The sequence below is a fragment of the Humidesulfovibrio idahonensis genome, from assembly GCF_054657715.1.
This window is the reverse complement of sequence record NZ_BAAHYE010000002.1, coordinates 261,077-278,701: the sequence shown is the minus strand read 5'-3', so window position 1 is coordinate 278,701 and position 17,625 is coordinate 261,077. Positions and strand designations below refer to the sequence as shown.

13 protein-coding genes and 1 tRNA gene are annotated in these 17,625 nt (G+C 66.2%); 7 read left to right on the top strand and 7 right to left on the bottom strand.

The genetic code is table 11. The features are described 5' to 3' along the window. Positions 1–3 precede the first annotated feature (3 nt). The 6 genes from lpxD to lysS all read right to left on the bottom strand — a co-directional run bounded on the left by lpxD (position 4) and on the right by lysS (position 7,847). The gene (gene lpxD / locus ACYQ4W_RS01525; protein WP_459852039.1) at positions 4–1,026 is read right to left on the bottom strand and encodes a UDP-3-O-(3-hydroxymyristoyl)glucosamine N-acyltransferase; all 1,023 of its coding nucleotides are present in this window, start codon (positions 1,024–1,026) and stop codon (positions 4–6) included. Between the two features lie 14 nt (positions 1,027–1,040). After that, positions 1,041–1,571, bottom strand: coding sequence for an OmpH/Skp family outer membrane protein (locus ACYQ4W_RS01520; protein WP_459852037.1), 531 nt, complete (start codon positions 1,569–1,571; stop codon positions 1,041–1,043). Positions 1,572–1,663: 92 nt separating this feature from the next. Then, complete coding sequence (bamA, locus tag ACYQ4W_RS01515; RefSeq protein ID WP_459852035.1) at positions 1,664–4,399, bottom strand: outer membrane protein assembly factor BamA; 2,736 nt, start codon at positions 4,397–4,399, stop codon at positions 1,664–1,666. Continuing rightward, positions 4,386–5,072 carry an ABC transporter ATP-binding protein gene (locus tag ACYQ4W_RS01510; RefSeq protein ID WP_459852033.1) on the bottom strand — a complete coding sequence of 229 codons (687 nt, stop codon included), beginning with the start codon at positions 5,070–5,072 and terminating at the stop codon, positions 4,386–4,388. The genes bamA and ACYQ4W_RS01510 overlap by 14 nt, the downstream gene beginning before the upstream one ends. After that, entirely contained in the window at positions 5,065–6,294 is a 1,230-nt protein-coding gene (locus ACYQ4W_RS01505; RefSeq protein ID WP_459852031.1) for a lipoprotein-releasing ABC transporter permease subunit, read from the bottom strand. The genes ACYQ4W_RS01510 and ACYQ4W_RS01505 overlap by 8 nt, the downstream gene beginning before the upstream one ends. Next, the gene (lysS, locus tag ACYQ4W_RS01500; protein ID WP_459854421.1) at positions 6,291–7,847 is read right to left on the bottom strand and encodes a lysine--tRNA ligase; all 1,557 of its coding nucleotides are present in this window, start codon (positions 7,845–7,847) and stop codon (positions 6,291–6,293) included. Before lysS ends, ACYQ4W_RS01505 begins: the two co-directional genes overlap by 4 nt. A gap of 317 nt (positions 7,848–8,164) precedes the next feature. Here lysS and ACYQ4W_RS01495 point away from each other — a divergent pair. The 7 genes from ACYQ4W_RS01495 (at position 8,165) to ACYQ4W_RS01465 (ending at position 16,539) form a co-directional block, all read left to right on the top strand. Next, a tRNA-Asn gene (locus ACYQ4W_RS01495) sits at positions 8,165–8,240 on the top strand. A 130-nt stretch (positions 8,241–8,370) separates the two neighbouring features. Then, the gene (locus ACYQ4W_RS01490; protein WP_459852029.1) at positions 8,371–9,042 is read left to right on the top strand and encodes a site-2 protease family protein; all 672 of its coding nucleotides are present in this window, start codon (positions 8,371–8,373) and stop codon (positions 9,040–9,042) included. A 24-nt stretch (positions 9,043–9,066) separates the two neighbouring features. Continuing rightward, positions 9,067–10,077 carry a tryptophan--tRNA ligase gene (trpS, locus tag ACYQ4W_RS01485; protein WP_459852027.1) on the top strand — a complete coding sequence of 337 codons (1,011 nt, stop codon included), beginning with the start codon at positions 9,067–9,069 and terminating at the stop codon, positions 10,075–10,077. Between the two features lie 136 nt (positions 10,078–10,213). Beyond that, entirely contained in the window at positions 10,214–11,335 is a 1,122-nt protein-coding gene (locus ACYQ4W_RS01480; protein ID WP_459854418.1) for a pyridoxal phosphate-dependent aminotransferase, read from the top strand. Positions 11,336–11,375: 40 nt separating this feature from the next. Next, positions 11,376–11,936: a hypothetical protein gene (locus ACYQ4W_RS01475; RefSeq protein ID WP_459852025.1), complete on the top strand. Its 561-nt coding sequence runs from the start codon at positions 11,376–11,378 to the stop codon at positions 11,934–11,936. A gap of 24 nt (positions 11,937–11,960) precedes the next feature. Further along, positions 11,961–13,223: an HD-GYP domain-containing protein gene (locus tag ACYQ4W_RS01470; protein ID WP_459852023.1), complete on the top strand. Its 1,263-nt coding sequence runs from the start codon at positions 11,961–11,963 to the stop codon at positions 13,221–13,223. An 82-nt stretch (positions 13,224–13,305) separates the two neighbouring features. Further along, on the top strand, positions 13,306–16,539 hold the full coding sequence (locus ACYQ4W_RS01465; RefSeq protein WP_459852021.1) for a UvrD-helicase domain-containing protein: 3,234 nt from the start codon (positions 13,306–13,308) through the stop codon (positions 16,537–16,539). Positions 16,540–16,608: 69 nt separating this feature from the next. Here ACYQ4W_RS01465 and ACYQ4W_RS01460 read toward each other — a convergent pair whose 3' ends face one another. Further along, positions 16,609–17,472, bottom strand: coding sequence for a M15 family metallopeptidase (locus ACYQ4W_RS01460; protein ID WP_459852019.1), 864 nt, complete (start codon positions 17,470–17,472; stop codon positions 16,609–16,611). Positions 17,473–17,625 lie beyond the last annotated feature (153 nt).

Below are 17,625 nucleotides of genomic sequence, written 5' to 3'. Positions count from 1 at the left end.
TCATTACTCACGGCCAGTCTCCTCCGAGGCCTCGGCGGCCTTTTCCAGCCGCTTCACGCGGCGCATGAGTTCGGGCAGCTTGGGCAGGGAGAGCGACACCTTGAGGTAGGTGCCCGCGTCCATGCTGGGCGAACCGCCGGCGATGGAGCCCGGCGGCAGGTCGTGGCCCACGCCGCTCTGCGCGGCCACCTGCACGCCATCGCCAAGGGAAATATTGTCGCGCAGGCCAGCCTGACCGGCCAGCACAACGCCGTTGCCCAGCTTGGTGCTGCCCGCTATGCCCACCTGCGAGATGATGAGGCAATGCTTGCCCGTCTCCACATTGTGGGCGATCTGCACGAGGTTGTCGATCTTGGTGCCGTCGCCCACTTTGGTGGACTCCAGCGCCGCGCGGTCTATGGCCGTGTTGGCCCCGATCTCGACATCATCGCCGATGACCACGTTGCCCACCTGCGGCACCTTGACGTGGCCCGCCGGAGACTGGGCGTAGCCGTAGCCGTCGCTGCCGAGCACGGCGCCCGCGTGGATGGTGACGCCCTGCCCCAAAACCGTGCCCGCCATGAGCACGCAGTTCGGATACAGCGTCGCGCCCGGGCCGACTTCGCAGTCCTCGCCCACATACACGCCGGGAAACAGCGTGGACCCGGCGCCGACTTTGGCCCGCGCACCCACAAAGGCGAAGGGATACACGGTGACGCCCTCGGCGAGCTGGGCCTCCGGGTGGATGAAGGCCTGGGGGCTCACGCCCGTCAGGCAACCCTGCGGCTTGGCGAAAAGCGCCACAACCCGCGCCCAGTCGAGCTTGGGATTGGTGGCGATGAGGCAGGAACGGCCTTCCGGCGCGTGGGCGGCCTCGCACAAGACGGCCCCGGCCTGGGTCTCGCCAAGCTGGGGCAGGTACTTGCGGGAAAGCAGCGGGGCGATGTCGCCCGCGCCCGCGCGCACAAGGGTGTTCACCCCGCGCACTTCAATGTCGTGGCCGGAAAAGGTCAAACCGACCTTTCCGGCCACTTCGGACAAACGCATAAAATGAGGCTCCCCTACTTCTTCTTGCGCGACTTCCAGGCCCGGTTCAATTCGGAGGTCACGGCCTTGGTGATGTCGCAGGCGGGGTCGGTGTAGTAGATAATGCCCTGGGTCTTGGCCATGACGATGGTGTAGCCGTTCTTGCCGGAGTAGTCGGAGACGGCCTCGTTCAGGACCTTGAGGATCTCGTTCAGCTTGATGCTCTTCTCGCGGTTGGCGGCGTTCTGGAACATGCGCACGGCCTCGGAGAGTTCGAACTCCTTGCGGCGCAGTTCACGCTCTTTGTCCTGGCGGGCTTCCGGGGCCAGGGCGAAAGCCTGCTTCTGGAAGTCCTCCTGCATTTTGAGGAAGTCCTTCTGCTGCTTTTCGATGCGCTCGCTGTCGGGCTTCATCTTGGCTTCAAACTGCTTGATGGCCTCCTGGCCGGGCTCGGAAGTGCGCAGGACTTCCTCGGGGTCGAAGATGCCGACCTTGGCCGGACCGGCGGCCAGGGCGACGGACTGCAGGAGCAGGAGGAACAGGGCGACTGCCAGGAACTTACGCATGTGAATATCTCCTTTCAACGTGTGTTGAAGCCGTTTTGTGCGTGCGGGGGTCGGCCGCGGAATGCCGGACCGGGATCGCCCGGACCGTGGGACTAGAAGGTCTGCCCCATGTTGAACTCGACCTTGTTGTTGCTGCCGTCATAAAGATTGTCCAGACCATGGCCGTATTCGATCTTGAGCGGTCCCATGGGCGAGTACCACATGAGCCCGACACCGACGCTCTTATACAACCCGATCGAAGGCGCTGCAATGCCGCCGCGCTTCGGATTGCTGAACCACATCTCGCCTTCCTTCCACGTATTACCGGCGTCAAAGAAGGTCGATCCGTAAATGCCCATCTTCTTGCTCAAAGGATAGAGCAGCTCCAGGTTGGTGAAGGCTTCCTTGTCGCCGTAGACCGCAGCCCCCGTGCTATCAAGAGGCGTGATCTTACGCGTGGAGTAGCCGCGGATGGTGCCGTTGCCGCCAAGGGCGAAACGCTCGGCCACGGGGATGGAGTCGCCGCTGCTGTTCTGCCCGACCCAACCGGCCTGTCCGCGCCAGTGGAAGACGAGGTCGCCCACGACGGGATGATACCAGCCGGAGTCGAAAATGGTCTTGATGAAATGGTCGCTGCCGCCGAGGACGCCGCCGCCGTACATGACCGTGAAGGTGTTCACCGTGCCGTCGGTGGGCACCTTGGCGGAGCCGCCGTTGGTGGTGTCGCGCACGATGCTGCCGCCGAGAACGCTCGCCAGGTGGGTGCCCATGGCGTCGATGACCAGCTGCGAAGCGCTCGACGTGTCGACGTCGTAGATCTTGTAGTTTTCCAGGCGGTAGTTCCACAGCAGGCTGGTGTACTCTCCCAACGGGTAGGAGAAGTTCATGATGCCGCCCATGGAGTCGCGGTTGAAGGTGACGTAGTCTTCCTTCTTGTCAAAGAGCTGCATGCCGACGCCGAGGTTGCTGTCGTCCCAGCGGGGGTTCATGGCCGTGAAGGTATAAGCCGTCTTCTTGGCGCCCCACTGCCCGTGCAGGCCGGTGGACCAGCCCTTGCCGAACAGGTTGGATTCGTCGATGGACGCGGCCAGGTACACGGAGTCGTATGTGGAGTAGCCCACGCCGCCGCCGACCTTGCCGGTGTCCTTGTCCTTGACCTTGATCTTCAGGTCCATCTCGTCCGGGCTGCCCGTGGGCACGGGCTCGATGTCCACATTCGAGAAGTACCCGAGCTTGTCCAGACGTTCGCTGGAGCGTTTCAGCTTCTCGCCGTTGAACAGGTCGCCGTCGCCCAGGCGCATTTCGCGCAGGATGACGTTGTCGCGGGTCTTGGTGTTGCCCTCGACCAGCACGCGGCGGATGTGCACGCGCTGCAGTTTGCGCATCACGTAGGTGATGTCCAGGGTCTTTTCCTGCGGATGGTCGTTGATGCGCACGTTGGCTTCCGCGTAGGCGTAGCCGAAGTTGTTGTAGTAGTCGGTGAGGGCCTTGATGTCCTCGCGCACCAGCGAGCGGTCCAGGTAGTCCTTCTTGGCCGCGGCCTCATTCATCTTGGTCAGGGCGAGCAGCTTGGGCGGATCGGCTATGAGGTCGCCCTCGATGTGCACGGACTCGACGCGGAAGCGCTCGCCCTCCTGCACGTTGAAGGTGACGACGATGCCGTCTTCCTGAACGGTGACCTCGGGCGCGCTCACCTTGGCGTCGATGAAGCCGCGGTTGTTGTAATACGCGGCCAGGGCGGAGCTGTCGCGCTCGAGCAGTTCCTCTTTCAGCACGCCGCCCTGGGTGATCCAGGAGAACATGCCGCGCTCCTTGATGGAGAGCTCGTCCTTGAGTTCGCCCTCGGGCAGCTGCTTGGCGCCCTGGATGACGATCTTCTTGATGTAGAGCTTCTTGCCCTCGTCGATGACGAAGTTGAGCCGCGCCTGGCCCTGCCCGGCGCTCTCGATCTCGTGGGTGATCTTGGCGTTGTAGTAGCCGTCCTTGCGGTACATCTCGCGGATGGCGGCGATGTCCTCGGCCAGGACCTTGGGGTTCAGCACCGCGCCCTTCTTGGAGTTGGCCACCTTGAGGATGTCCTCGGACTTGTACTCCTTGGCGCCTTTGACGCCGAGAGCCAGGATGCGCGGCTTCTCCACGACCTTGATGATCATCTTCTTGCCGCCGGAGCCGCTGCGCAGAACGGCCTTCACGTCGTCGAAGTATCCCAGGTCGAAGACGGCCTTCACGTCGGTGTCGATGGCCTTGAGGTCGATGGGATCGCCCTTCTTGGTCGTCAGGCGCATGAGCACCACTTCGCGGTCAAGGGCGACGGTGCCCTCCACGTCGATGTCGGTGATGCGGTCGAGCCCCAGCAGGTCGCCCTTCATCTTGCCCACCAGTTCGTCCACGGCGGGCATGAGGTTGATGAGGCCGTCCTTGCTGACGGACACGGGCACGGGCGGCTTGAGGCCGAAAGGATCGATGACGCGGGTGTCCAGGGACAGGGTTTCGCCCAACTGGCTGAAGCTGCCCGTAATGACGTAGGTGGCGCTCGTCAAAAGCGCTGCTTCCTTGGCGGCGCGGGGATCGGAGGCCTTGAGCCCCTTGGAGGCCAGCGCCTTGTCCAGCGCCTCGCGCGAGACCACGGAGAAACCGGCGTCGCGCAGGCGGTCGGACAGCATGTCCTGCAAGCCCTGGCGCAGATATTTCAGGTCGTCGCCGGCGTTCACCTCGAACGGCAGCACCAAGACCGTCACTTCGCGCGGCGAGGTGACGGCGGCCTGAAAGGACCGGGGCGCGGCGAAAACAGCCAGCGCGACGGCGCATGCCGCCAAAGCGAGAAATTTGATCTTCCTACCCCTGGGCATAGAGTACTCCCGAACGCAACTCCAGCCGCCGTCCCATGACGCCCGCCAGTTCCATGTTATGCGTTACGACCACGAATGTCATCCCCAAGTCCCTGTTCAGAGACACCAGGAGTTCGCCAATCATCTTTCCCGTCTTTTCGTCCAGGTTTCCGGTGGGCTCGTCGGCCAAGAGGGCCTTGGGCCGCAGGAGGATGGCTCTTGCGATGGCCGCCCGCTGGCGTTCGCCGCCGGAAAGGGTCGTCACCGTGAACTCCATCCGTTTGCCAAGCCCCACCATCATCAAGGCCTCGCGGGCCAGCTCCAGGGATTCCTCCCGGGACTTCCCGGCCACAAGGCCGGGCATGGCGACGTTCTCCAGGGTCGTGAACTCCGACAACAGGTGGTGGAACTGGAAGACGAACCCGATGTCCTTGTTGCGGAGCGCGGCCCTGCGCCTGTTGTCGAACTTGCCTATGTCCTGCCCCATGAAGAAGATGTTGCCGCTCGTGGGGGAGTCCAAGGTGCCGAGCAGATGCAGCAGGGTCGTCTTGCCCGAACCCGAAGTGCCGCAAATGGCGATGGATTCGCCGGGCATGACGGTCAGGTCTATCCCTGCCAGCACGGTAAGGCGCTCAGCGGGTCCAGCAAATTCCTTGCCAACCTTGTTCAGGAGATATAGCGGCTCTTTACTCATAACGCAAGGCGTCCGATGGTTTGAGGGACGCGGCTCTTCTGGCCGGGTACAAGGTGGACAGGAAACACAGGGCGAGGGCGGCCACGCCGATGAGCGTCAGGTCCAGGGCCTCCAGCCGCACGGGCAGGTAGTCCACCGGGTACACATCGCTAGGCAGCTTGATGAATTGATATTTTTTGAGCAGCAGGGCCACGGGCACGCCGATGCCGTAGCCCAGGGCCGTGCCCACCACGCCGATGAAGCTGCCCTGGTACATGAAGATGCGGCGGACCATGTTCTCGTCCGCGCCAAGGCTCATGAGCACGGCGATGTCCTTGGTCTTCTGCATCACCAGCATGACGAGCATGGTGACTATGCTGAAGGAGCCCACCAGCACGATCATCGTCAAAATAATGAACAGGGCGGTTTTTTCCAGCTCCAGCGCGGCAAAGAGGTTGGCGTTCATCTCCTGCCAGTTGCGCACGTAGACCGGGTACTCGTGCAGCTTGGAGCGCAGAAGCTCGCTCACCTCGCCCGCCTTGTACACGTCGGCCAGGCGGATCTCCAGCCCGGTGACGATGTCGTCCTTGAAGCCCAGCAGGTTGCGCGCCGCGTCCACGGTCACGTAGCCCAGGGTGGCGTCGTACTCGAACATGCCGGTGCGGAAGATGCCCGCCACGCGGAACACGCGGATCTTGGGCGTGAACCCGACGGAGCTCTGCGTGCCCGTGGGCGAAAGCAGGTTCACCATGCCGCCCACGGTGAGGCCGAGGCGCTTGGCCATCTCCGCGCCGATGACCACGCCGGGCAGGCCGTCCTTCTCGGCCAGGTCGGCCACGCTGCCGGCGACCATGTCCTTGGAGAGGCTCAGCACCTGCTCGGAGGTGCCGGGGTCGATGCCGCGCAGCACCACGCCCTTCACGCCGCCGTTGGTGGAGAGCATGACCTCGGAGTAGACGAAGGGCGTGACGCCCTTGACCCCGGGCACGGTGCGGCAAATGTCGGAGACCTTCTGGTAGTCGCGGATGCCGCCGGTGAAGGCGCTGACGATGACATGGGCGTTGACGCCCAGGATCTTGTCGCGCAGGTCCTTGGTGAAGCCGTTCATGACGCCGATGACCACGATGAGCGCGGCCACGCCGAGGGCCACGCCGCACACGGCGAAGAGCGAGATCACCCCGATGAACGACTGCTTGCGCAGCGCGAAGATATAGCGCAGGGCGACGAAGAATTCGAAGTTCATGCAGGACCGGCGGCCGGTGCGGCCACGGCTGTGTTGCCCGCGTTCTGGGCCGTCTCGGGCCGCAGCAGCGGGAACAGGATGACCTCGCGGATGGAGGCGGAATCGGTCAAAAGCATGACGAGCCGGTCGATGCCGACGCCCTGGCCCGCGGCCGGGGGCATGCCGTATTCAAGGGCGCGCACGTAGTCCTCGTCCATGAAATGCGCCTCGTCGTCGCCGGCGGCCTTCTCCTTCACCTGCTCCTCGAAGCGGCCGCGCTGGTCCACGGGGTCGTTCAATTCGCTGAAGGCGTTGCCAAGCTCGCGGCCGACCATGAAGAGCTCGAAGCGGTCGGTGATGTCCGGGTTCTCTTCGTTGCGGCGCGACAAGGGCGAAATGTCCGTGGGGTAATGATAAATGAAGTGCGGCTGGATGAGCTTGGGCTCCACCAGGATGTCGAACAGCTTGGCCTGAAGCTTGCCCAGCTTCTCGCCCTTGATGACCTTTTCTCCGCTCTTGCGCACGATGGCGGCGCAGCGGTCATAGTCGTTGTAGTCTTCCGGGGAGACGCCGCCGATCTTCTCAATGGAGTCGTGGAAGCTCAGGCGCGTCCACTTGCCCGGCGTCAGGTCGATCTCGTTGCCCTGGTAGGGCACCACTGTCGTGCCGCACACATCGCGGGCGATGGTGGAGATCATGTCCTCGGTCAGGTCCATCAGGTCGCGGAAGTCCGCATAGGCCCAGTAGAACTCAAGCATCGTGAACTCGGGGTTGTGCCGGGTGCTGATGCCCTCGTTGCGGAAGTTGCGGTTGATCTCGTAGACCTTCTCGAAACCGCCCACGAGAAGACGCTTGAGGTACAGCTCCGGGGCGATGCGCATGTACAGCTTCATGTCCAGCGCGTTGTGGTGCGTCTCGAACGGCTTGGCCGTGGCGCCGCCGGGAATGGGCTGCATCATGGGCGTTTCGACTTCCATGAAGCCCTTGGAGTCGAGGTAGTTGCGCAGGCCGCGCACGATCATGGTGCGCTTGCGGAAAATCTCGCTGGTCTTCGGCGTCACGATGAGGTCCACGTAGCGCTGGCGGTAGCGCATCTCCATGTCCTTCAAGCCGTGGTACTTCTCCGGCAGGGGGCGCATGGACTTGGTGACCAGGCTGACGGCCTTGGCGCGCAGGGTAAGCTCGCCGGTCTTGGTGCGGAACAGGTCGCCCTCGACGCCGATGATGTCGCCGATGTCGAGTTTTTTGAAGAGCTGGTAGGCTTCCTGGCCCAGTTCGTCGCGGGCGACGAAAACCTGCATGGATTCCGAGGCGTCCAACATCTTAATGAAGGTCACCTTGCCGAAGGACCGCAGGGAGGTCATGCGGCCAGCCACGAGGAACACCTTGCCGACCTCGGCCAGGGCGGCCTCGTCCAAGTCGGAGTATGCCGAAAGGATGTCGCCGATGTGCGTGTCCTTGCGGAAGGTGTTCGGATACAGTTGCTGGTCCGCGTCGAGCAGGGCGCAAGCCTTGTCGATGCGGTTTCGCAGGACGTCGTTATACTCGTCGCGGGCGGCGAGCGCGTCGGCCAGGGGCTTGAAGCGCCCGGCGTGCTGCGACCCGGCGCCGTACTTCGCCGCGCCGTTGTCGTTTGCGTTATCGGCCAAAACGGATGTCTCCCTGGGCTGTGCGGGCTCTAAAAAATGTCTCGAACTTGACGCATGGATACGCTGACTGCCTATGCCATACGCTCCGGGCAGTCAAGGGCGGGAGATACTCCCGGCGATAAATGAAGTCAAAGCCAAAGATTCGGGCGCAATTTTCACCGCCTTCGCATTTCCTCGCAAAAAATCCTTGACCTCGCGAGTCCGTTCGGCGTAATGAGTCCTCCGCCGCATGAAGCGGCAATTCCCCGGTAGCTCAATCGGCAGAGCGGGTGACTGTTAATCACTAGGTTCGCGGTTCAAGTCCGTGCCGGGGAGCCAGAGAGCTCGAGGCCCGGAAGGCGAAAGTCTTCCGGGCCTTTTTGCGTGCCGCGGCGCAGGGGCCTGCCGGGCCGGCCGCCCCCCTTTCCCCTTGCCCGCGCGGGCGCTTCGTGCTAGCCGCCTTACCCATATGTCCGATCTCGCCCAATACATCCGCGAACTCACGACACTTCTGGTGCCGCTCTTGCTGACCATAACCTGCCACGAGGCGGCGCATGGTTTGGTGGCCTTTTGGCTGGGCGACCCCACGGCCAAGCTTGCCGGGCGCATCACGCTCAATCCCGCGCGGCACCTGGACCCCTTCGGCTTTCTCATCATGCTCGTGCCGCCGCACATCGGCTGGGCCCGGCCCGTGCCGGTGGACTCCCGCTACTTCAAGAACCCGCGCACGGGCATGCTCCTTGTCTCCCTGGCGGGGCCGGCGGCCAACGCCCTGGTGGCGGTGCTTTGCGCCGGGCTGTTCCACGGCCTGCTCAGCCTGCCGGTGGAGGACCCAGAAGGCCTTGCCGTGCGCGTGCTCGTGCCGCTCATCACCATGGCCCAGGCCGGGGTGTTCGTCAGCCTGCTCATCGGCGCGTTCAACCTGCTGCCCATTCCCCCGCTGGACGGCAGCAACATACTGGCCTGGCTGATGCCCGAGGATCTGGCCTGGCGCTACCTCAACCTGGGCCGCTACGGCGTGCTGGTCATCATCGCCATTCTGCTCATCGGCAATTTCGCGGGCGTCAGCCTGTTCGGCACCGTGCTCTTTCCCGTGGTGGACGCCGCCGCGGGGCTTCTGGGCATGGATTCCATCTTCTAAGACCTCTAACAAAAAGACACTGCCATGACCGCCAACAGAGAATGCATCGTTTCCGGCATGCGGCCCACCGGACCGCTCCACCTTGGCCACCACTTCGGCGTTTTGGCCAACTGGCTGGCCCTGCAAGAGAAGCACGACTGCCTGTTCTTCGTGGCCGACTGGCACGCCCTGACCACCGAGTACGCCGAGCCCAGGAAGGTCAAGGGCTTCGTGCCCGGCCTGGTCATCGACTGGATAGCCGCGGGCCTGGACCCGGAAAAGTGCATCATCTTCCAGCAGTCGCAGGTGAAGGAGCACGCGGAACTGCACCTGCTGCTGTCCATGCTCACCCCCGTGAGCTGGCTTGAGCGCAACCCCACTTACAAGGACGTGGCCACGGAACTGGCCGGCCAGAAGGACCTCGCCACCTACGGCTTCCTGGGCTACCCGGTGCTCATGGCGGCGGACATCATCCTCTACCGCTCCACGGCCGTGCCCGTCGGCCAGGACCAGCTGCCGCACCTGGAGCTGACGCGGGAGATCGCCCGGCGCTTCAACTTCCTCTACTGCGCCGAGGACAAGCCCTTCTTCCCCGAGCCCAAGGCCATGCTCACCGAGGAAGCCAAGCTGCCCGGCCTGGACGGCCGCAAGATGAGCAAGAGCTACGGCAACTCCATCTCTCTGGGCGAGCCGTTGGAAAACCTCGCGCCCAAGATCAAGGGCATGCTGACCGACAAGAACCGCCTGCGCAGAAGCGACGCGGGCGACCCGGCCGTGTGCAACCTCTACCCCTACCACAAGCTGTTGACCGACCCCGAAAAGTGCGCGGAGATCCGCGAGGGCTGCGTCAACGCCAGCTGGGGCTGCGTGGACTGCAAGAAGGTGCTCATGGAGTCGCTGACGCGGTTCCTGACGCCCATCCACGAGCGCAGACAGGCCCTGGAGGCCGACCCCGACCGCCTGTGGCACATTCTGGAGCAGGGCAACGCCAAGGCGCGCACGCGCGCGGCGGAAAGCATGGAAGCCGTGCGCAAGGCCCTCAACTTCGATTTTTAGCCCGAATCTTCCGGGGCCGGAGCCGGGCAAAAAGCCTGGTTCCGGCCCTTTTTCCGTTTAAGAAACAGGAGAGGCGAAAGTGAACGAGAACGTCTGTGTTTCCAAACGCGCCAGCGAAATCACCCCGTTTCTGGTCATGGACATCCTGGAGGCCGCGCACAAGCTGGAGGCGCAGGGCCACAGGGTCATCCACCTGGAGATAGGCGAGCCGGACTTCGACACGCCCGAGTGCATCAAGGAAGCGGCGAAAAAGGCCCTGGCCGACGGCGAGACGCACTACACCCACAGCCTGGGCCTGCTGCAATTGCGAGAGGCCCTGTGCGAAGACGTTTTCGCCCGCTACGGCGTCTCCATCGACCCCGGCCAGATCATCGTCACCCAGGGCACCTCGCCCGCCATGCTGCTGCTCTTCTCCACCCTTTTGGAGGCGGGCGACCCGGTGATCCTCTCCGACCCGACCTACGCCTGCTACGAGAACTTCATCCGCTTCGCCGGAGCCTGCCCGGTGCGCGTGCCCGTCACCGAGGACGACAAGTTCCAGTACCGGCCAGAGGCCATCGAGGCCGCCATGGCCGACGGCGCCAAGGCCATCCTGCTCAACTCGCCCGCCAACCCCACGGGCACCCTGCTCTCGGCCGAGCGCATGGACGCCATCGCCCGCCTGGCCGACGCGCGCGGCGCGCACATCATCAGCGACGAGATCTACCACGGCCTGGTGTACGGCGAAAAGGAGCACAGCGCCCTGGAATACAGCCCGCGCGCCTTCGTGCTCAACGGCTTCTCCAAGCTCTACGCCATGACCGGCTGGCGGCTGGGCTATCTCATCGCGCCCAAGGAATACATCCGCCCCATGCAGAAGCTCTGTCAGAACTTCTTCATCTCCGCCAACTCCGTGGCCCAGCATGCGGGCATCGCCGCCCTCAAGGAGGCCGCGCCCGACGTGGCGCGCATGAAGGCCACCTACGACGAGCGCCGCAAATTCCTGCTGCCCCGGCTCAAGGCCCTGGGCCTGGGCGTGGCCAACGACCCCACCGGCGCCTTCTACGTATTGGCCAACGCCCGGCACTGGGCGAAGAAATTCGGCGGCAGCTCCCTCAAGCTGGCCTACGACATCCTTGAGAAAACCCACGTCGGCGTCACGCCCGGCATCGACTTCGGCCAGGGCGCGGAGGGCTTTTTGCGCTTCTCCTACGCAAACTCTCTGGAAAACCTCGAAGACGCCATGCAGAGGCTTGAGAAGTATGCGGAGCAGGCGTAAAGCCTGTTAGGTGGACAATCGGCAGGGCCGGGGAAACGCCATGAAACGTACGTATCAACTCCTTCTTTGCTGCCTGCTGGCCGGCGGGCTGCTCGCGGCGCCCGGGCCGAAAGCCGCGTGCGCCCAGGACGGCCCCGCCCCACAGCAAAAAACCGGGGCAAAGGCCGCGTCGAGCAACGCGCCCAAGCAGACAGCCAAAACGGCGGCCAAGACGAAAAAAGCCCGCGCCGCGGACAAGGCCGCCAAGGCCAGGCCGAAAGCGGCCAAGGAAAAGCCGGGCAGGGAAAAGCCGAAGCTGACCAAAGAGGAGCTGCTCTCCCCCTACTCGGCCTCGAACAACCCGCAGGACCCGCAGAACGCCACCCGCTGGCAGTTCGAGCCGTCGACGGTTCCCTCGTCCCTCGCGCAGCCGAATAACGACAGCGCGCTCAACCTGCGCCTGGGCCAGGACAAGATCGTCGACCCCATCACCGGACAGGAGAAGAAGACCCGCGTGGATCCGAACGGAGCCAAAGAAAGCATCAAGAACATGGACCTCAAGGGCGCCATGGACAAGGTCGGCGGCAAGGCCGAGGTCCAGGTGGAGATTCTGAAGTTCTAACCCGGCAGCAGAAGGGCACAGCACATGGCCGTCCGCCTGTTTGACTTTCTCTCCAGCCTGTCTGGCGCGCTGGACCTCATGAGCCCCGAGGTCGTGGGCCACCACAAACGCGTGGCCTACCTCGCCGCCCGCCTGGGCAAGCTGCTTGGCGCCACCCGCGCCGAGCGCACCGAGCTCTTCATGGCCGCCCTGCTGCACGATGTGGGCGGCTTCTCGCGTCAAAGCAGGCTGGCCGCGCTCTCCTTCGAGACCGACGGCGGCCGCCACGCGGAGCTGGGCTACCGGCTTTTGCGCACCAACCCCCTGCTGGAGAGCGCCGCGCTCATCGTGCGCCACCACCACACGCCGCACACAAGCTTCAGCTCCCTCGACGAGCCCGCGCGCAAGCTCTTTCTGGCCAGCGTGCTCAATCTGGCCGACCGCGTGGACGTGCTCACCTTCCGGCAGGAGAAGATCAATCCGGCCTGGGTCATGGAGCGTCTGCGCACCCGCTCCGGCGGGCACTTCGACCCCAAGGTCATGGAGGCCCTGGGCACCCTCGCCGGCGCCCCGGAATTCTGGGATCCGCTGCGTTCCGCCAATCCCACGGAAGCCCTCTGCGCCGATACGGAGCAGTTCCAGGCGCGCGGCATGTCGCGCGCCCAGCTCATGCAGGCCTCCACGGCCTTCTCGCAGATCATCGACTTCCGGAGCCGCTTCACGGCCACGCACTCGCGCGGGGTGGCGGAAAGCGCCGTGTGCCTGTCCGAAAAGGCGGGCATGACCCCGGCCGACCAGACGGCCATGCGCCTGGCGGGCGACCTGCACGACCTGGGCAAGCTGGCCGTGCCCACGGAGATCATCGACAAGCCAGGCCCCCTGGACGAGGCGGAGAAAGCCGTCATGCGCCGCCACCCGGAGCTCAGCGAGGCCATCCTGGCCAGCGTGCCCGGCCTGGGCAAGGTCACGGCCTGGGCCTCGCAGCACCACGAGCAGCCAGGCGGCCAGGGCTACCCGCACCATATTTCCGGCGCGGCGCTGCCCTTCGGCTCGCGCATCATGAACGTGGCCGACGTGTTCACCGCCCTGCGGGAGGACCGCCCCTACCGCCCCGGGCTCAGCAACGTCCGGGTGCTCGGCATTCTGAAGGAAATGGCCGAGGAACAAGCCCTGGACCCGGAGATAGTGGCCCTGGCCAGCAAAAATCTGGAAGAGCTCGACCAGCGCCGCGAGCAGGCGCAGGCCCGGGCCGCGGTGGACTTCCACCAGTTCTACACCGGCCTGCCCCTTCAGGAGCCCGCGCAATAGCGCCGCTCCCCCGCAGGGTTGCCAACCGCCGCCCGCGTGGCGTACATCGGCTCCTATCGCGGCCACCAAAAGGACTTCACGAATGACCAGCTTCGCGGCGGATCTGCACATCCACTCGCGCTTTTCGCGCGCCACCAGCAAGGGCCTCACCGTCCGCAACCTCGCGGCCTGGGCCGAGGCCAAGGGCATCGGCGTGCTGGGCACGGGCGACTTGACCCACCCCGGCTGGCTCACGGAGATTGAGCGCGAGCTCAAGGAGGACGGCTCCGGTCTGTTGCGCCTGCGCGACCCGGCCAGCCTCGACGGCCAGATTCCCGGCCTGCCGCTCAAGCTGGCGGGCGGCGCGCGCTTCATGCTCCAGGGCGAAATCAGCTCCATCTACAAACGCGGCGGCAAGGTGCGCAAGGTGCACAACCTCGTGTACATGCCCACCCTGGAGGCCGCCAAGCACCTCAACGCCAAGCTCTCCCAGGTGGGCAACCTGGCCTCGGACGGGCGGCCCATCCTCGGGCTGGACAGCCGCAACCTGCTGGAGATGGTGCTGGAGACGCATCCCGAGGCCTTCCTCGTGCCCGCGCACATCTGGACGCCCTGGTTCTCGCTCTTCGGCTCCATGAGCGGCTTCGACTCCGTGGAGGAGTGCTACGGCGACCTCTCCGAGCACATCTTCGCCATGGAGACGGGCCTTTCGAGCGACCCGGGCATGAACTGGACCCTCTCCGCCCTGGACCGCTACCGCATGATCTCCAACTCCGACGCGCACTCCGGCGAGAAGCTGGCGCGCGAGGCGAATCTCTTCAAGGGCGAGGCCTCCTTCCCCGGCATCCGCGAGGCATTGCGCGCGCATCTCACGGGCGCGCAGGGCGATTGCGAATTCCAGGGCACGGTGGAGTTCTTCCCCGAGGAAGGCAAATATCACCTGGACGGCCACCGCAAATGCGGCTGGAGCATGGAGCCCGGCGAGACCCTGGCCCACAAGGGCCTGTGCCCCGTGTGCGGCAAGCCAGCCACCCTGGGCGTTCTGCACCGCGTGCTGGCCCTGGCCGACAGACCCGAGCCCGTGCAGCCGCAGAACCAGCCCGGCTACCATTCGCTCATCCCCCTGCGCGAGGTGCTCTCCGAGCTGCTGGACGTGGGCGCGGGCAGCAAGGCCGTCACCGCCGAATACTACCGCCTGCTGGAACGCCTGGGCCCGGAGCTGTTCATCCTGCGCGAGGCCCCGCTGCCCGACATTGGCCGCGTCTCCCCCGTGCTGGCCGAGGCCGTGGAGCGCATGCGCGCGGGCAAGGTGCTGCGCAGCTCCGGCTACGACGGCGAGTTCGGCGTCATCACCGTGTTCACGCCCGAGGAGCGCGCCGAGATGCGCCGCGGCCGCATGCTCGCCGGCATGCCCGCCCGTCGGGGCCGCCGCCCGGCAGGCGCCGCCACTCCGGCCGCCGATCCCGACGGCGAGGCCGACCCCGAGCCCGCACCCCGGGAACAAGCCCCCGCTCCCGCCAGGCTGAACCCGGCCCAGGAGGCCGCCGTGTGCGCGGGCCTGGGCCCGGCCACGGCCCCGGTGCTGGTGCTGGCCGGTCCCGGCACGGGCAAGACCCACACCCTGCTCGCCCGCGTGCTGCGCCTGCTCGAAGCCGGCGCGCCGCCGCAGTCGCTGGTGGTGGTCACCTTCACCCGCCGCGCGGCCGATGAGCTGCACGAACGCCTGGAGAGCCGCCTGGGTCCGGAGGCCACCCTGCCCGTGGCCGACACCCTGCACGCCCTGGCCCTGGACCTGTGGACCTCGCGCAAGGGCCAGCCCCCGGTGCTGCTCTCCGAGGACGCGGCCCGGCGCATGTTCCTTGAGGCCCTGCCCCAGCACCTGTCCAAGGCCGAGCGTCTGGCCCTGTTCCGCAGGCACGCCCTGGCGCGGGAGACCCTCGCCCCCCTCGCCGGACCCGAGGCCGACCTCGTCACCGCCGCGGCGGCGCAGACGGCGGAGATGAAGGCCCTGCGCAACCAAGCGGACTTCACGGACCTGCTGGAATTTCTGCTCGCCCTGGTGCGCGACCCGGAGTTCATTCCGCCCTTCGCCCATGTGCTGGTGGACGAGGTGCAGGACCTCTCCGCCCTGCAGTTGGAGGCGGTGCTGGGTCTTGCGGGCGCCACGCACGCCGACGGCGGGGATGGCGCCGGCGGCAGGGGCTTCTTCGCCATCGGCGACCCGGACCAGAGCATTTACGGCTTCCGGGGCGCGGCGGGCAACGTGCGCGAGAGGCTGGCCGCCCGCTGGCCGGACCTGCAGGTGGTGAGCCTGGCCGAGAACTACCGCAGCGGCCAGGGCATACTGGACCTGAGCGGGGCGCTGCTGCCAGCGCATCCGCGCCTGCGCGCCCGCAGCGCACGCGATTGGGACATCGAACTTCTGGAAACGCCGGACGCCCGGCACGAGGCCAGCCTTGTGGCCGCGCGCATCGCCAAGCTGCTGGGCGGCACAAGCTCCACCCTTTTGGATGCCGGGGGCGCAAACCTGGCTCCGGGCGACGTGGCCGTGCTGGTACGCTTCCGCGCGCTCATCGGCCCGTACAAGACCGCCCTTGAGCTGGCCGGGGTGCCCTGCTCCGCGCCGGAGGCCGAGGTGTTTTGGGAGGAGCCGCGCGTGGCCGCGATTCTGCGCGTGGCCGAGAGGCTTTTCGGCCTGCCGCCCACCGAGTGGACAGGGGGCGAGGACGCGGAGCCCAGCGTGGAGCCCGGTTCCGAGCCAGGGGCCGCGAACATGGTGGACGCAGACCTGCCGGAGTTCCTGCTGCTGCAAGGCCCGCGCGTGCTGCCCAGCGCCCTGCGCGAAACCCCGCCCTTTGACCGCTATTTCTGGGACGGCCCGGCCTTCCGCGATCTGTGCCACGCCTTCGACGCCCAGGGGGGATGGGTGGGGCTGCTCGACTGGGTGCGCCTGGAGACGGATTTCGCCAGCATCCGGCAGGTCGCGCAGAAGGTACGCATCATGACCCTGCACGCGGCCAAGGGCCTGGAGTTCGAGGCCGTGTTCCTGCCCGCGCTGGAGGCGGGCATACTGCCCTTTTCCGGCTTCGGCGGCGAGGCTCCGAGCCCGGAGGCCCTGGCCGAGGAGGGCCGCCTGCTCTACGTGGGCCTGACCCGCGCCAAGAGCCGCCTGTGCCTCTCCTACGCGCGGGAGCGCACCCTCTACGGCAAGACGCGCTCCTGCGAGCCCTCGCCCTTCCTGGCCGCCTTGCAGACCAGCCTGCCGCAGGAGCTTATGCGGCGCACGGTGCTCGCGCCCAAGACCCAGACCCGCCAGACCCAGCTCAACCTGTTTTGAGAACGCCCCGAAGCGGCAACGTCTTTGCCCCTGCGCGCAGCGCGTCGCCGCGGCAAGGACGGCGGGCGGCTACTGCGGCAGCGCGGCCTCGCCCCGCAGCACCTTGGCCTTGAGGATCAGCTCCGGCCGGTACTCGAAGTGCATGACGTCGAACTCCGCCCACTTGCCGCCCCACACGAAACCCTCGGCCTCAAAGGCCGCCACGATCTCCTTGGGAAAGGCCAGCACCTGCGCCGGCACCTTCTCCGGGTGGCGCTCCCACAGCCAGTAGGGCAGTTTCGGGTTCAGGTCCACCGCCGCGCCGAAGCTGTGCACGCTCAACCTGCTTGTGGAGGCGATGGTCCGCCAGCACAGGGTGCCGCCAAAGGGCCGCAGCACCGGCTTCCACTCCGGGTGGGCGGGCAGCTGGGGCTCCAGGCGCGCCCACACGCGGCCCAGGGCGTCGGCCGCGCCGTTGCGCGTGCTGAACACCGCGCCATGCCCGTCGAAGCGCACGGCGCGGGTGTTTTTGCGCACCTCGGCCTCGGTGTGGCCGTAAAGGGCCAAGAAGAACTGCTGCACGCGCCGCCTGCCCGGATCGAAGTGCGCGGCCGGATGCGCGCTGGCCTCGTCCGCCGGGCCGAGGGGATACACCTGGGCCAGCATGGTGCGCACGTCGGGCGATTCCTCGGCCTCCTTGACGGTGCGGGCGCGGCCGTCGTCGTAAGCCAGCCGCGAGCCGTCGGCCAGCAGCAGCTCCAAATGCCCGGACGGGCCGCGCTCCATGCCCAGCACCACGCCGGGGTAGGCCTGGCGCAGCACGCCCAGATCCAGGGCGGCCTCGGGCGTCAGGGCCGTGTCCGGCTTGGCCGCCAGGGCGCAACCGGCGCTCACGGCGGTGATGAATAGCGACAGGGCCAAGACCAGCAGCGCGCAGGCGCGGGATTGTTTCATGCCCGTGCACTACCCCCGGCCCGCGCAGGGCGTCAACAACGGGCCATAAACGCGGCATGTCGCGCCCCGGCCGCGCGCCACAGGCCCGGCGGAGACCGGCACGCGCCCCTTGCCCCGGCAGCCCTGCGGGCTTATCTATGCGGCCGTGACACC

What these genes read in the sequence shown, in the direction of transcription:
- lpxD (WP_459852039.1), bottom strand. Translation starts at nt 1,026, where the DNA reads ATGCGTTTGTCCGAAGTGGCCGGAAAGGTCGGTTTGACCTTTTCCGGC.
- ACYQ4W_RS01480 (WP_459854418.1), top strand. Translation starts at nt 10,214, where the DNA reads ATGGACATCCTGGAGGCCGCGCACAAGCTGGAGGCGCAGGGCCACAGG.
- ACYQ4W_RS01520 (WP_459852037.1), bottom strand. Translation starts at nt 1,571, where the DNA reads ATGCGTAAGTTCCTGGCAGTCGCCCTGTTCCTCCTGCTCCTGCAGTCC.
- ACYQ4W_RS01465 (WP_459852021.1), top strand. Translation starts at nt 13,306, where the DNA reads ATGACCAGCTTCGCGGCGGATCTGCACATCCACTCGCGCTTTTCGCGC.
- ACYQ4W_RS01490 (WP_459852029.1), top strand. Translation starts at nt 8,371, where the DNA reads ATGTCCGATCTCGCCCAATACATCCGCGAACTCACGACACTTCTGGTG.
- ACYQ4W_RS01470 (WP_459852023.1), top strand. Translation starts at nt 11,961, where the DNA reads ATGGCCGTCCGCCTGTTTGACTTTCTCTCCAGCCTGTCTGGCGCGCTG.
- trpS (WP_459852027.1), top strand. Translation starts at nt 9,067, where the DNA reads ATGACCGCCAACAGAGAATGCATCGTTTCCGGCATGCGGCCCACCGGA.
- bamA (WP_459852035.1), bottom strand. Translation starts at nt 4,399, where the DNA reads ATGCCCAGGGGTAGGAAGATCAAATTTCTCGCTTTGGCGGCATGCGCC.
- ACYQ4W_RS01460 (WP_459852019.1), bottom strand. Translation starts at nt 17,472, where the DNA reads ATGAAACAATCCCGCGCCTGCGCGCTGCTGGTCTTGGCCCTGTCGCTA.
- ACYQ4W_RS01475 (WP_459852025.1), top strand. Translation starts at nt 11,376, where the DNA reads ATGAAACGTACGTATCAACTCCTTCTTTGCTGCCTGCTGGCCGGCGGG.
- ACYQ4W_RS01510 (WP_459852033.1), bottom strand. Translation starts at nt 5,072, where the DNA reads ATGAGTAAAGAGCCGCTATATCTCCTGAACAAGGTTGGCAAGGAATTT.
- ACYQ4W_RS01505 (WP_459852031.1), bottom strand. Translation starts at nt 6,294, where the DNA reads ATGAACTTCGAATTCTTCGTCGCCCTGCGCTATATCTTCGCGCTGCGC.